Raw genomic sequence first — 13,735 nt, forward strand, 5'->3', positions numbered from 1 at the left:
CCTTTTCGGTGTATCAACTATTCAGAGAGCCCTGTCGCAGGCATCTCAACCAACCTTGCCAGTCAATCCTTCCATAGCCGAATACCCGCAACTTTCGTCATCGGTAACTAAAATCACGTTTGCCATCTCCGGATCTTTCCGCTGTTCAATGCACCACTGCCTGAACGCTTCCCCTTCCAGTAAAGAAAACTCATCCCGATGTTTTTTCCACCAGCTTCGACGCACTCTGACAACGCTCATTTCCCATGCGTGAGCACCGTTGGCATAAGGCTTCACCACACTGGCAATACAGGTAGCCAGCCACAGGGAAACAGACTCCTCCGCCAGACGTGTCGACAGCTTTTCCGGAAGGTAATCGTTGATATTGGCGGCATAGCCAGGCCTGAAGTTCAGCACAAACTTTTTAGCCATTGCGCGATCGCAGTAATATTTGCCCACTTGCTCCTGCTCGCTGCGGGCAAATCCTTCCGGCATTACCACGTCCTCACCGTAGACTGATTCAATAAGAAGGCGGGCTGCGTGTGGCATTTGAATAGCGCCTTGCTCACGCAGTACACGCTGCGTCAGCCAGATTCGTCCATGATCGGGATAGACATATGCACTGTTACGCATGGCACTGCCGAACCATTCGTCACCTGGAGCGTCGTCCCAGACGGGGGCCAGAATCAGCAATTCAGGAGGGGAACGCTCGTCTTTTCCGTCACGCTTTAACTGACCATTAATATCGCGGATATGCCGCTGTAATCGCCCCGCTCGCTGGATCAGCAAATCAACAGGGGCCAGGTCGGAAATCATTTCGTCCATATCGCAATCAACGCTCGACTCTAAGACCTGAGTACAAATGAGGACTTTTCCGGCACGCTGTGAGCTATCTTCTTTACCGAAGCGTGCCAGCGTTTCCGTTTCAATTCGCTGGCGATCGCTAAAAGCAAAGCGGCTATGAAACAGAGAAAGGCTGGAAGCAGGAATGACGCCGCGGGCAAGCAACTGACGATAAACCTTAATAGCGTCATCGACAGAATTCCGGATCCAGGCGATGCATTTCCCCTGACTTACTGCCGATTCGATACGCGCAATACATTCTTGTTCGCTATGAAGCCAACCCACGCTCACGCTACGCTCAACGTCTTTGCGCGTCGCTACCCGGTGTGAATGCACATCGGATTTCGTAACGTGCGTCAGCCAGGGGTAATCATCCTTTTCCAGGAACGGAGCTTCTTGCTGGCCCTCTGTACCACGCGCAAAGGCAGCAACGAGTTTGTCGCACTGCTGTTGAGATAACGTGGCAGAAAGCAAAATGACGCTGTTTCCGCCACGCGCCTGCCGCTCGATCAGCCCTTCAAGAATGCATGACATGTAAGCGTCACAGGCATGGATCTCATCAGCCAGCAGGATTTTGTTACTCAGTCCCAGAAGCCGCAGATTATTATGTTTGAACGGCATCACAGCCATCATCGCCTGATCCAGCGTGCCGACGCCAATTTCAGCCAGTAGCGCCTTCTTGTTACTGTCGGCAAACCAGGCCGCACATCCCTGACTGAACGTTTGTTCATCCGGTTCTTCTGACCCGACTAAATCACCGGACCAGAGTGATTCATTAAAGCGGTCCATTAATGTTCGGGCACTGTGTGCCAGCACCAGGCTGGGGCGGGACTCTGGCGAATAGAAAGCAAGCCAGGTTTTGACCAGTCGATCGTACATGGCATTGGCCGTTGCCATTGTTGGCAGGCCAAAAAACAAACCCTGCGCTTTACCCGCAGCCATCAACCTGTGCGCCAGGATAAGCGCCGCTTCCGTTTTACCTGCGCCAGTCACATCTTCCAGAATAAATAACTGTGGCCCTGGCTGGCTGATATCCAGATCCAGCACCTTTTGCTGTAACGGTGTCGGATTCTCAATAAAAGGAAACAGCGTATTAATTCCGGTGAAAGGCGCGGTTTGTGCTTTTGGAGGAAAGACGGTTAAGGCGTTTTGAGCCTGAACTAAAGCCTTCTGCCAGTAATCTTTAATATCCATTGCCTGTGCAACGCGTGGAAAAAACCGCGCTGACGATCCCGTCCAGTCTGCGAGTACGACGGTTGCAGAGATATACCAGGAAAGGTGTTTTATAAGTTCAATGCCCTCATCATCATCCCAGAATGCGGGGATCTCTATGAGCGGAAACAGTGGTTTGATTTCAAGAAGAAAATCTCGCGCGGCAGCTTTGTCTTCAGGCAGAAAATTATCCAGTTCATCAATACGGTCAGGCGGGCGACCATGATGCCCGGTAGTTATGGGCATCCACATCGCTATTACACGTGTAAGTTTGCGGGGAGAGAGTGAAGAGGAAGGAAGTAACTCCTGACATTCACTTAAATAATGATGCCACAACCAGTAGCCCAGCGTTGAATGAGAGATTTTTTCGTAATTTTTTCTAGCACCTTCCGGAACCCTGAGTTTCGGGTGCAGGTAAAGTTGCTGAAATGAGCGGGCAAATTTACCAGTATCGTGCCAGCACAACAACCAGGCGAAAAATTGAGCCGCCTGTTCCTTGTCAGAAATCTCTAATTGACGAAAATAGTCAGCCAGTCCGAAGCAATTGCTTTTAACCATTAAATAGCCCATCGCGGCTACATCCAGCGAATGCCAGCAAAGAAGGTGATAGTCGTCGCCCCCGTCTTTCTCGCCGCGTCGGGTTTTTCCCCAGAAATCAAAAAAAGTCACAATATTTTTATCCTTCAGTAAACTTAAAGGATATTTACGCATATATTAAAAATTATCTGTGATATATATCGTCCAATAAAATATTTACATTATGAATAATCAAATAATTTTCATCAGTAATATATATGAATAATAAACATAGGCATAATATTCACATAAACAATATAAATTAAAAAAGGGTGCAGGAGACCAAACCATCACAATTCAATACGCGGGGTTTTACCCCCGCGTGGTGGCTACTTCTTCGATTCGTAAGCGAGAACTGCCTTAAACTCCATACCACGTTCTCTGATACTCAACTCACACAACGAGTCGCCTACCATCAGCGTGAATCCCAGTACTGTACAACACAGTACGATGATTGCCACAAGGGCATATTTTGTCAGCATGTCTTGCCTCCCTGCAAAGAAGAGACTAACATTCGAATTGCTTAGGTTCGAACGCTGGCCTCAGGTTGATAGAAATATCGCCTGGGGCTTTTGTCCATCTGGAACCTCGCGAATGCTTAACGCCAGACAGCCTCAAGCACCCAACGCCATTCTATACCTGATAATTCTTCCAGCGGCGTTCACGTTTAAAATCAGGAATGCTGCTCGCAAAATAAAAACGCCCCCATCATTTCTGACAGAGGCGTTTAATTTATCCGGCAATATTTACCCTTCGTGTAACCCACATTCTCTTTTTAAGCCAAAGAAACGCGTTTCTTCTTCCGCCATGCCGGGTTCCCATTTACGGGTTGTATGGGTATCACCGACCGATAAATATCCTTCATCCCATAATGGGTGATATTTCAGGCCATGTTTTTGCAGATACTGATATATCGTTCGGTTATCCCAGTCGATAATCGGCAGCACTTTAAATACGCCACGCTGAATTGCCAGCACCGGTAAATTGGCGCGACTGCCGGATTGTTCGCGGCGCAGGCCAGCAAACCACGTTTGCGCATTCAGTTCTTTCAGCGCCCGGTTCATCGGTTCGACTTTGTTGATGTCATTGTACTTTTCAATGCCTTCAACGCCCTGCTCCCATAGTTTACCGTAGCGTGCTTCCTGCCAGGCTGCGCTTTCGGTAGCACGGTACACTTTCAGGTTGAGTTTGAGTTTGTCCGTTAACTCGTCAATAAAGCGGTAGGTTTCCGGGAACAAGTAACCCGTATCGGTGAGGATCACTGGAATATCCGGGCGAATCTGATTCACCAGATGCAGGCTCACCGCCGCCTGAATGCCGAAACTGGAAGAAAGTACATATTCACCGGGCAGATTATCCAGCGCCCAGGCAACGCGGCCTTCAGCGTCCAGTTTTTCCAGTTCGGCGTTAGTTTCTGCCAGCGCCAGAATGCGATCTACCTTCGGCAGTTCGTTCAGGGCGTTTAGATCGAGTTTGGACATAGATTCCTCACTGTTTGCCTTGCCTGATGCGACGCTCACGCGTCTTATCAGGCCTACAAGACCGGGCTGATGGTTAATCCCACAAATCGCGCGCCGGATCGAGCACCGGGCGAATGATGCCCGCACGCACCGTAAAGTCGCCGAAGCCTTCACCCGCTTCGCGCTCTTTCGCCCAGCGCCCTATCAGTTCATCAAGCGACGCCAGGATTTCCGGTTCGGTGATGTTTTCTTTATACATCCGTGGGATACGTGTCCCAATGCGGTTGCCGCCAAGATGCAGGTTGTAGCGACCCGGCGCTTTACCCACCAGGCCCACTTCCGCCAGCATCGCGCGACCACAACCGTTCGGGCAGCCTGTTACACGCATCACGATATGCTCATCGCTGACACCATGTTTCGCCATTAAATTATCGATGTTGTCGATAAAAGACGGCAGGAAACGCTCCGCTTCGGCCATCGCCAGCGGGCAAGTCGGGAATGACACGCAGGCCATTGAGTTTTCACGCTGTGGCGTGACGGCATTCATTAACCCGCTCTCTTTGGCGATCTTCTCGATCTTCGCTTTCTCGCTTTCCGGCACTCCGGCGATGATCAGATTCTGGTTCGCCGTAATGCGGAAATCACCTTTGTGGATCTTCGCGATCTCCAGCAGGCCGGTTTTCAGCGGACGCCCAGGATAATCAAGGATGCGACCATTTTCGATAAACAGCGTCAGGTGCCAGTTATCATCAATGCCTTTAACCCAGCCAATACGATCGCCGCGTCCGGTGAACTCATATGGACGGATCGGTTCAAATTTGATCCCCGCGCGACGCTCCACTTCCGCTTTAAACGTCTCAACCCCCACGCGCTCCAGCGTGTATTTGGTTTTGGCATTTTTACGATCGGTACGGTTACCCCAGTCGCGCTGAGTCGTCACGACGGCTTCTGCCACCGCCAGCGTATGCTCCAGCGGCAGATAACCAAACTCACTCGCCGTGCGGGCGTAGGTTTTCTTGTTGCCGTGCTCGATGGAAAGCCCACCGCCCACCAGCAGGTTAAAGCCCACCAGCTTGCCGTTTTCGGCGATCGCCACGAAGTTCATGTCGTTGGCGTGCAGATCGATATCGTTCTGCGGCGGGATCACTACCGTGGTTTTGAATTTACGCGGCAAATAAGTCTGACCGAGGATCGGTTCTTCATCGGTGGTGGCGACTTTTTCCTGATCGAGCCAGATCTCCGCATACGCGCGGGTACGCGGCAGCAGATGTTCAGAGATTTTCTTCGCCCATTCATATGCTTCCGCGTGCAACTGCGACTCGTAAGGGTTCGAGGTGCAGAGTACGTTACGGTTCATGTCGTTAGCAGTCGCCAGCGCATCAAGACCGACCGAGTGCAGCATCTGGTGCACCGGTTTGACGTTCTTTTTCAGAATGCCGTGGAACTGGAACGTCTGGCGGTTGGTCAGGCGAATGCTGCCATAAATGGTGTTTTCACCGGCAAATTTATCGATCGCCTGCCACTGTTTGGTGGTGATCACGCCACCCGGCAGACGGCAGCGCAACAGCATCGCGTGGCGCGGCTCCAGCTTCTGTTCAGCACGTTCGGCGCGAATGTCGCGGTCATCCTGTTGATACATGCCGTGGAAGCGGATCAGCAGAAAGTTATCGCCCTTAAAGCCGCCGGTCAGACCGTCGTTTAAATCTTCCGCAATGGTGCCGCGCAGGTAGTTGCTTTCAAGCTTCATGCGCTCGGCGTCTGTCAGTTTTCCTTCGACCACTAAAGGCCCTGGATGTTTTTCGCTCATTAGTAGACATCTCGCTGATAACGGCGCTCTACGCGCAGCTCACTTAAAAATTCATCCGCCGCTTCGGTGTCCATGCCACCAAATTCGGCAATCACTTCCAGAAGTGCCTGCTCAACATCTTTCGCCATGCGATTAGCGTCGCCGCAGACATAAATGTGGGCACCGTCATTGATCCAGCGCCACAGCTCCGCGCCCTGTTCGCGCAGTTTGTCTTGTACGTAAATTTTTTCTTTTTGATCGCGCGACCAGGCAAGATCGATACGCGTCAGCACGCCCTCTTTGACGTAGCGCTGCCATTCCACCTGGTAGAGGAAATCTTCCGTAAAGTGCGGGTTGCCAAAGAACAGCCAGTTTTTCCCCGGCGCTTCGTCGGCGGCGCGTTGCTGCATAAAGGCGCGGAACGGCGCGATGCCGGTGCCTGGGCCAATCATAATCACCGACGTTTCCGGATTGGCTGGCAGGCGGAAGTTATCGTTATGTTCGATAAAGACGCGGACTTCACCCTCTTCTTCCACACGATCCGCGAGGAAGCTGGAGGCACCACCCGCACGGGCGCGGCCTTCCACGTCGTAACGCACCACACCAACGGTAACGTGCACTTCGTTCTCGACTTCCGCCTGCGAGGAGGCGATGGAATACAGGCGCGGGGTCAGCGGGCGCAGCAGATTAATCAGCGCTTCGGCATCCAGTTGCGCCGGAGAGAAACGCACCATGTCAACAATCGGCGTGGTCGCGGCGTAATGCTGTAACTTCGCTTTATCGCCCACCAGCGGCAGCAGCGTTTCGCTGCGGGTAAGCGTGGCGTAGTTCTCAACAATGTTGGCGGTGTTGACGGTCAGTTCAAAGTGCCACTGGAGCGCTTCGCTCAGGGTCAGCGTTTTGCCGTCAACGGTGACAGTTTCATCGCCTTTCAGCCACAGCAGTTCGACAAGTTCTTTCACCAGTGCCGGATCGTTCTGATACCATATGCCCAGCGCGTCACCCGGCTGATAACGCAGGCCAGAGTCACCTAAGTCAATTTCGATATGGCGAACGTCTTTTTCAGAGTTACGCCCGGTAATTTTCTGGTTAACCGAAAGGCTCGCCACCAGCGGCGCGTCTTTGCTGTACGGGCTGGTGTGGATTTCATTTACCGCGCCAGTAGCGACGGATTGCGAAGGTGCCGCGACAGGCGCACGGGACTTCAGAACATCAACCACGCGGGCGCGCCACTCGATGGCAGCAGCCTGGTATTCAACGTCGGCATCGACACGGTCGAGCAGGCGTTCACCGCCCAGTTCCGCCAGCTTGCTGTCAAAATCTTTCCCGGACTGGCAGAAAAATTCATAAGAGCTATCGCCGAGGCTAAACACGGCAAATGCGGTGTTTTCCAGCTTCGGCGCTTTTTTGGAGAACAGGAACTTATGCAGCGCGACGGCTTCTTCCGGCGGTTCCCCTTCCCCTTGCGTTGACGTCACCACGATAAGCAGTTTTTCGCTGGCGATTTGTTTGAATTTATAGTCGCCCGCGTTCACCAGCTTAACGTTCAGTTTTGCCGCCAATAAATCATCGCGTAATGCTTCAGCAACCCGGCGCGCATTGCCGGTTTGCGAGGCGGAGATAATAGTTATACCCGGCATTTCTGCGGCGGGCGCTGGCGTCGCTGCAAGCGCAGCAGGCTGCTGGTTGAGCACGCCCCAGAAATAGCCAGAAACCCAGGCAAGCTGGGTGGGAGTTAAATCGGTCGTGGCCGCCTGAAGGCGTGCCAGTTGCTCCGGGTTCAACGGAAGCAACGCGGAAGGTGGGACCTGTGTCGTCATGCGTCGTTATGTTCCAGTAAGCAAAGCTGTTTCTGCGCCCTGTCAGCGCCCATAAAACAGAAGAGAAGGTAAGGTTAACGGGGTGAACGGTGTGGATTAAAGACGGGATAGCGATAACTAATAACCAAATCGACTAACCTGTTTTAGCAATAGTCTTTAACAACAAAACAGATTAACCAACCCAATGAAAAACAAATGAATTTAGCCAATCATTAAGATAAATCAGCGATTTTGCGCAACAAAGTCGTTTTAGATAATGCGAAAAAACAGCCTTTCCGGTACTCTACGGCGGTTTTATCGTCCTGTAGAGAAATTATGATGTCCACCACGTTATTTAAAGATTTCACCTTCGAAGCCGCTCACCGCTTACCACACGTCCCGGAAGGGCATAAATGTGGTCGCCTGCACGGGCATTCCTTTATGGTGCGACTGGAAATTACCGGGGAAGTCGATCCGCATACGGGCTGGATTATCGATTTCGCTGAACTAAAAGCGGCGTTTAAGCCAACCTACGAGCGCCTCGATCACTATTATCTCAATGATATTCCTGGCCTGGAAAACCCGACCAGCGAGGTTTTAGCAAAATGGATTTGGGATCAGGTTAAACCGGTTGTTCCGCTGTTAAGTGCGGTTATGGTGAAAGAAACCTGCACCGCAGGTTGCATCTATCGCGGCGAATGATAAGAGTGTGTCGGCGGTCAATTTCCCTTAAGTAACGCTATGTTAGGGTGTTGTGTTCTGGATATCTGGGGCATGACATGGAAGACGACTGCGACATTATTATTATTGGTGCCGGTATTGCAGGCACCGCTTGCGCGTTACGCTGCGCGCGAGCGGGTTTATCCGTTTTGTTACTGGAACGCGCTGAAATCCCCGGCAGCAAAAATCTTTCCGGCGGGCGTTTATATACCCAGGCGCTCGCGGAACTCCTCCCACAATTTCATCTGACCGCGCCTCTTGAACGACGCATCACTCACGAAAGCCTTTCCCTGTTAACGCCGGATGGCGCAACGACGTTTTCCAGCTTACAGCCCGGCGGTGAATCCTGGAGTGTATTACGTGCACGGTTCGATCCGTGGCTGGTTGCCGAAGCCGAAAAAGAAGGTGTCGAATGCATCCCCGGTGCGACGGTGGATGCGCTGTATGAAGAAAACGGCAGGGTGTGTGGTGTCATTTGTGGTGACGATATTCTCCGCGCCCGTTATGTGGTGCTGGCAGAAGGAGCCAACAGCGTCCTGGCTGAACGTCACGGGTTAGTGACTCGTCCTGCTGGCGAAGCGATGGCGTTGGGGATCAAAGAAGTGCTGGCGCTTGAAACATCCGCTATTGAAGAACGTTTTCATCTGGAGAATAACGAAGGCGCAGCGTTGCTGTTCAGCGGCGGGATCTGTGATGACTTACCCGGCGGCACATTTCTTTATACTAATCAACAAACGCTCTCGTTAGGGATTGTTTGCCCGCTCTCTTCCCTTACGCAAAGTCGTGTTCCGGCAAGCGAGCTGCTGGCTCGCTTTAAAACGCATCCGGCAGTGCGCCCGCTTATCAAAAACACGGAATCACTGGAGTATGGTGCGCATCTGGTGCCAGAAGGTGGCTTGCACAGTATGCCGGTGCAATACGCCGGTAACGGCTGGCTGCTGCTGGGCGATGCGTTGCGCAGTTGCGTCAATACCGGAATTTCCGTGCGCGGCATGGATATGGCGCTGACTGGCGCGCAGGCGGCGGCACAAACGCTGATAAGCGCCTGCCAGCACCGCGAGCCGCAAAATCTGTTTGCGCTTTATCATCACAACATAGAGCGCAGCCTGCTATGGGATGTTCTACAACGTTATCAGCATGTTCCGGCGCTTTTGCAACGCCCTGGATGGTACCGTGCATGGCCTGCGTTAATGCAGGATATTTCCCGTGATTTATGGGATCAGGGTGATAAACCTGTTCCACCGCTGCGCCAGTTATTCTGGCGTCATTTACGTCGTCACGGCCTGTGGCATCTGGCGGGCGATGTTATCATGAGTCTGCGATGTCTGTAGCCCGTAATCTCTGGCGCGTTGCCGATGCGCCGCACATTGTTCCGGCTGACTCCGTTGAGCGTCAGACGGTACAACGGTTGATTAACGCTTGTCCGGCTGGTCTTTTTTCGCTCACACCGGAAGGTGACTTACGCGTTGATTATCGCGGCTGCCTGGAGTGTGGCACCTGCCGTTTGCTGTGCGACGAATCAACACTACAACAGTGGCGCTATCCGCCTTCCGGATTCGGCATCACCTACCGTTTTGGATAAATAATAAGGATAATTTATGCCCCTCTTACACCTGCTCCGCCAGAATCCGGTGATTGCTGCCGTTAAAGATAATGCCAGCCTGCAACTGGCAATCGACTCTGAATGCCAGTTTATTTCCGTGTTGTACGGCAATATCTGCACCATCAGTAATATCGTTAAAAAGATTAAGAACGCCGGAAAATATGCTTTTATTCATGTTGATTTGCTGGAAGGCGCGTCAAATAAAGAAGTGGTGATTCAGTTTTTGAAACTGGTGACTGAGGCGGACGGCATTATCAGTACCAAAGCCTCAATGTTGAAAGCGGCAAGAGCGGAAGGTTTTTTCTGTATTCATCGCCTGTTTATTGTTGATTCAATTTCGTTTCACAACATTGATAAGCAAGTTGCGCAATCGAATCCGGATTGTATTGAGATCCTGCCAGGCTGTATGCCCAAAGTGCTGGGCTGGGTGACGGAGAAAATCCGCCAACCGCTGATTGCTGGCGGGCTGGTGTGCGATGAAGAAGATGCGCGTAATGCGATTAACGCAGGTGTCGTGGCGCTTTCCACCACGAATACCGGGGTCTGGACGCTAGCGAAAAAATTGCTTTGACGGGATAATCGTAACGAATTGAATTTGTGTGATTTGTAGGCTGCACGCCACATCCGACATTCAGCGTCTGATGCGACGCTTGACGCGTCTTATCAGGCCTACAAGTCCCCAGGCCAGAACCGTAGGCAGGATCATCCGGCAGCACGTTATTGGCAATCTGCGTGAATGGTTGTCACCAGTGCCTCCAGCACCGCTTTCCAGTCATCAACCACGCCAACATCTGCCTGTGAAAATACCGCCGCGCTGGCGTCATGATTAATCGCCACCACAAACTTGCTATTGCGTACGCCCGCCATTAACGCTGCTGCGCCGGAAGCGCCAACAACAATACACACCTCAGGTGCCAGCAAATGTCCGGAAATACCAATCACTTTTTCGGCATCAACGCCACCGTTCATTACTCGCGCCCGACTATAGCCCACTTCGGCTCCCAGCTTTTCTGCCAGCATAGCGATTTCCTGGTTATCTGCCTCTCCGCCCTGCCCCACCACCAGCACCCGTCTGGCCTCAGCTAATGGGTCACGGGTAACATTTTTCAGATCCTCTGTGCTAACCAGCCAGTCGGGAAGCGCACCTGGGACAATGTTCAGTTGCTGCATACCAGAGGGCAACGTGGCGTTTTTCGCTGCTCCCGCCTGACGCGCCAGGGAAAGGCATAGCGGGCGTTTTTCTGTTTGCAGCGTCGCCGTTAGCGCATTTCCCCAGTGGGATTTGCGCACGCTTACGGTTGGAATATCTAACGAAGTCACCTGGCAGATGCTTGCACCATGTAAACGCCAGGCCAGCCGGGTCGACAGTTCATCGCCAAACGTTCCCGGCGGAAAGAGAACAACGTCCGCAGGCGTTCGCTGCCACTGTTCCACCAGCGCATCCAGCACCTGTTCCGCCACAGCGGGCTGAGGTTCAATCTTCCAGTGCGCCAGGGTACAACCGCTGAAATCCTGCGCCGCCTGCCAGCTCGCTATTGCGGCATTCTCCTGATTTATTGTCACAATTGCGATATTCATGGCTGCATCCTTTGGCGTAAATAGTCCTGCCATAGCTTTTGCGCTTTTTCTGCTACCGTTTGCCCATCAATCAGCGTCGCTCCGCGTCGTTGCTCTGCTCTTGCCAGTTGCCGACACTGCATCGCTGGCGATTCGGCAGCAACAGTTTTACGGATAATTGCTGCTTTCCCCGCAGCCATTCGCTGGCGCATTCCCGGTACTGGCAAGGCCACTTCACCACACTGACGCACGGCAATCACCGCAGGCAAGCGAACCCGGCAACAGCGCAGCCCGTTTTCAGTACGCTGTTCAAGGGTGATAAACGGCGCGTCGAGAGTAAAACGCTCCACCTGGGTGAAGCAGGGCCAGCCCAGCATTTCCGCCAGCAAAAATGGCGTTTGCCCATTCTGCCCTTCGCTGCTTTGGCAGCCAGTAATTATCAGCTCCAGCGGATTCTGGTACTGCCATTCGGCAATATGGCGAGCGACAAATTCCGGCGCAAAGCGCAGATCTGCCGCCGTCTCCAGCAATACAGCTTCCTCAAACCCAAGAGCCATAAGATAGCGCAGCCAGTGCAACGCCCGTTCATCCCCCATGCTCAACGCGGTTAAAGACATCGACGTACCGTTTTTTCTCTGCGCCAACAGCAGCGCGGCGGCAGCCTGTTCATCAGCACCGAGCAAACTTCGCAGAAGCGAAACATCCGGTCCGCTATTACCCTGAGCCGCCGCCTGCCACTCTTTTTCCGCCAGCATTCCGGCATCCGGTTCGGCTTTAAACGCTAACAGAATGTTCATTCGCACCTCCAACATTTCCCGCCGCCACCAGCGGGAGTGCTTTGGTTTCTGGTGCCCATAGCCAGGTCACGACAAAACCAACCAACAACACTGCCGCCAGGAGCAATAAGGTGACTTGCATTCCCCACTGCGCCAGCACCCACGGCAGCAGGCCAGTACTTACCGCCGCGCCCAACCGACTCATGGCGGTGGCAAAACCGACGCCCAGCGAGCGAATGTCAGTAGGAAAACTTTCCGCAGGCAAAATGCCCACCAGATTACTGACTGCCGAAATGGTGGTGCTGAAGAGAACAAAAAGCAGCAGCGTTAATGAACTGCCGGAAGGCAAACAAGCCATCACTACCAGCGTTGCCGCCAGCAGCAAAAAACTTCCCAGCAAAAATTTGCGATGTGCCAGCAGGTGCGTCAGAACTAATCCCAGCAGCGCACCCACAATTAACAACGCATTAAGCATCAGGCTAGCGGTCAACGCATCTTCCAGACCAATAGTCTGGGCGATAGTTGGCAGCCAGGTATAAATCACAAACCATGGGATTACGAGGCAGACAAAGAAGACGCTGTTAAACGCTGTGCGCCGCCAGTAGCGCGAAGAGAACAAGGTTTTGATGTGTTTATGGGTCGCCGTTGCCACTTCATCGCCCAGTAAAACATGGGGACCAAAATAGCGATGCACGATAGCGTGAGCTTCTGCAAAACGCCCCTGGCGCAGTAGCCAGCGTGGCGATTCTGGCGTTCCCCAGCGTAATAACGTAATCAACAATGCGGGCAGAGCTGCCGATGCCAGCAGCCAGCGCCAGGCCTCCGGGCTTTCGCTAATAAAGTGATGTCCGGCAATACTTGCCAGCACATAGCCTACAGTCCACACCACGCTGAACGCGCCCAGCAAAATACCGCGGTGGCGGCGCGGGGAAAATTCAGCCAGCAAGGTGTGACCGACTGAGTAATCGCCTCCCAGACCAATGCCAATCAAAATGCGCAGTCCAATAAGATGCTCTGGCGTGGTGGCAAAAAATTGTAAAAACGAAGCAAGCGTAATCAGCAAAAAGCTGAAGGTGAAGATTTTTTGTCGCCCAATATGGTCGGAGATCCAGCCCAGAACCAGGCTGCCAAGAAACAAACCAAGGAGTGCTGAGCCGCCAATCATTCCCGCCATAAACGGCGTCAGTTGCATGGCGGGCGTAAGCTGAATAATGGCGTAACCAATGACGCCGAGGACATAACCGTCGGTCAGGTGTGCGCCGAAAGTGAGCGCAGCAATGCGGCAGTGAAAACGGTTAAGTGGTAAATCATCCATTCGCACCGGTGAAGTGTTCATCTTTATCCCTTCATTGTCCGGTAATAAGAACGGCTTCTCGCCTGAGAAGCCGAAAAGGCAACGCCCCGTCATCGCGGAACGCTGCCTG

The 13,735-nt window shown here is 52.8% G+C and carries 12 protein-coding genes; 4 read left to right on the forward strand and 8 right to left on the reverse strand.

Going from position 1 to position 13,735, the window contains the following annotated elements; translation table 11 throughout:
• Positions 1-45: 45 nt before the first annotated feature.
• The 5 genes from G434_RS14775 to cysJ all read right to left on the reverse strand — a co-directional run bounded on the left by G434_RS14775 (position 46) and on the right by cysJ (position 7,676).
• Positions 46-2,745 (reverse strand): CRISPR-associated helicase/endonuclease Cas3, encoded by a 2,700-nt coding sequence (locus tag G434_RS14775; RefSeq protein ID WP_001233965.1) that lies wholly within the window; start codon positions 2,743-2,745, stop codon positions 46-48.
• Positions 2,746-2,939: 194 nt separating this feature from the next.
• Positions 2,940-3,092: a Hok/Gef family protein gene (locus tag G434_RS14770; protein WP_000956458.1), complete on the reverse strand. Its 153-nt coding sequence runs from the start codon at positions 3,090-3,092 to the stop codon at positions 2,940-2,942.
• A gap of 264 nt (positions 3,093-3,356) precedes the next feature.
• Positions 3,357-4,091: a phosphoadenosine phosphosulfate reductase gene (gene cysH / locus G434_RS14765; protein WP_000039850.1), complete on the reverse strand. Its 735-nt coding sequence runs from the start codon at positions 4,089-4,091 to the stop codon at positions 3,357-3,359.
• Positions 4,092-4,164: 73 nt separating this feature from the next.
• Entirely contained in the window at positions 4,165-5,877 is a 1,713-nt protein-coding gene (cysI, locus tag G434_RS14760) for an assimilatory sulfite reductase (NADPH) hemoprotein subunit (protein ID WP_001290706.1), read from the reverse strand.
• Positions 5,877-7,676 (reverse strand): NADPH-dependent assimilatory sulfite reductase flavoprotein subunit, encoded by a 1,800-nt coding sequence (gene cysJ / locus G434_RS14755; protein ID WP_000211895.1) that lies wholly within the window; start codon positions 7,674-7,676, stop codon positions 5,877-5,879. Before cysJ ends, cysI begins: the two co-directional genes overlap by 1 nt.
• A gap of 318 nt (positions 7,677-7,994) precedes the next feature.
• On the opposite strand from cysJ, the gene queD reads away from it, so the two are divergent.
• The 4 genes from queD (at position 7,995) to G434_RS14735 (ending at position 10,549) form a co-directional block, all read left to right on the forward strand.
• A complete protein-coding gene (gene queD / locus G434_RS14750; RefSeq protein ID WP_000108296.1) occupies positions 7,995-8,357 on the forward strand; it encodes a 6-carboxytetrahydropterin synthase QueD in 363 nt (120 codons plus the stop codon).
• A gap of 77 nt (positions 8,358-8,434) precedes the next feature.
• Positions 8,435-9,706: an FAD-dependent oxidoreductase gene (locus G434_RS14745; protein ID WP_001323317.1), complete on the forward strand. Its 1,272-nt coding sequence runs from the start codon at positions 8,435-8,437 to the stop codon at positions 9,704-9,706.
• Positions 9,697-9,957, forward strand: coding sequence for a ferredoxin family protein (locus tag G434_RS14740; RefSeq protein WP_000109536.1), 261 nt, complete (start codon positions 9,697-9,699; stop codon positions 9,955-9,957). Before G434_RS14745 ends, G434_RS14740 begins: the two co-directional genes overlap by 10 nt.
• A gap of 16 nt (positions 9,958-9,973) precedes the next feature.
• The gene (locus G434_RS14735) at positions 9,974-10,549 is read left to right on the forward strand and encodes a glycerol-3-phosphate responsive antiterminator (protein ID WP_001130266.1); all 576 of its coding nucleotides are present in this window, start codon (positions 9,974-9,976) and stop codon (positions 10,547-10,549) included.
• A 146-nt stretch (positions 10,550-10,695) separates the two neighbouring features.
• On the opposite strand, the gene G434_RS14730 is transcribed toward G434_RS14735, so the two are convergent.
• From G434_RS14730 to G434_RS14720, 3 genes are read right to left on the reverse strand one after another with little or no spacing between them, the layout of a single operon-like run.
• On the reverse strand, positions 10,696-11,556 hold the full coding sequence (locus G434_RS14730; protein ID WP_001309698.1) for an electron transfer flavoprotein subunit alpha/FixB family protein: 861 nt from the start codon (positions 11,554-11,556) through the stop codon (positions 10,696-10,698).
• On the reverse strand, positions 11,553-12,332 hold the full coding sequence (locus G434_RS14725; RefSeq protein ID WP_001309699.1) for an adenine nucleotide alpha hydrolase family protein: 780 nt from the start codon (positions 12,330-12,332) through the stop codon (positions 11,553-11,555). Before G434_RS14725 ends, G434_RS14730 begins: the two co-directional genes overlap by 4 nt.
• Positions 12,310-13,719 (reverse strand): MFS transporter, encoded by a 1,410-nt coding sequence (locus G434_RS14720; protein WP_000147654.1) that lies wholly within the window; start codon positions 13,717-13,719, stop codon positions 12,310-12,312. Before G434_RS14720 ends, G434_RS14725 begins: the two co-directional genes overlap by 23 nt.
• Positions 13,720-13,735 lie beyond the last annotated feature (16 nt).

The organism is Escherichia sp. KTE172 (genome assembly GCF_000408845.1).
Taxonomy (GTDB): domain Bacteria; phylum Pseudomonadota; class Gammaproteobacteria; order Enterobacterales; family Enterobacteriaceae; genus Escherichia; species Escherichia coli.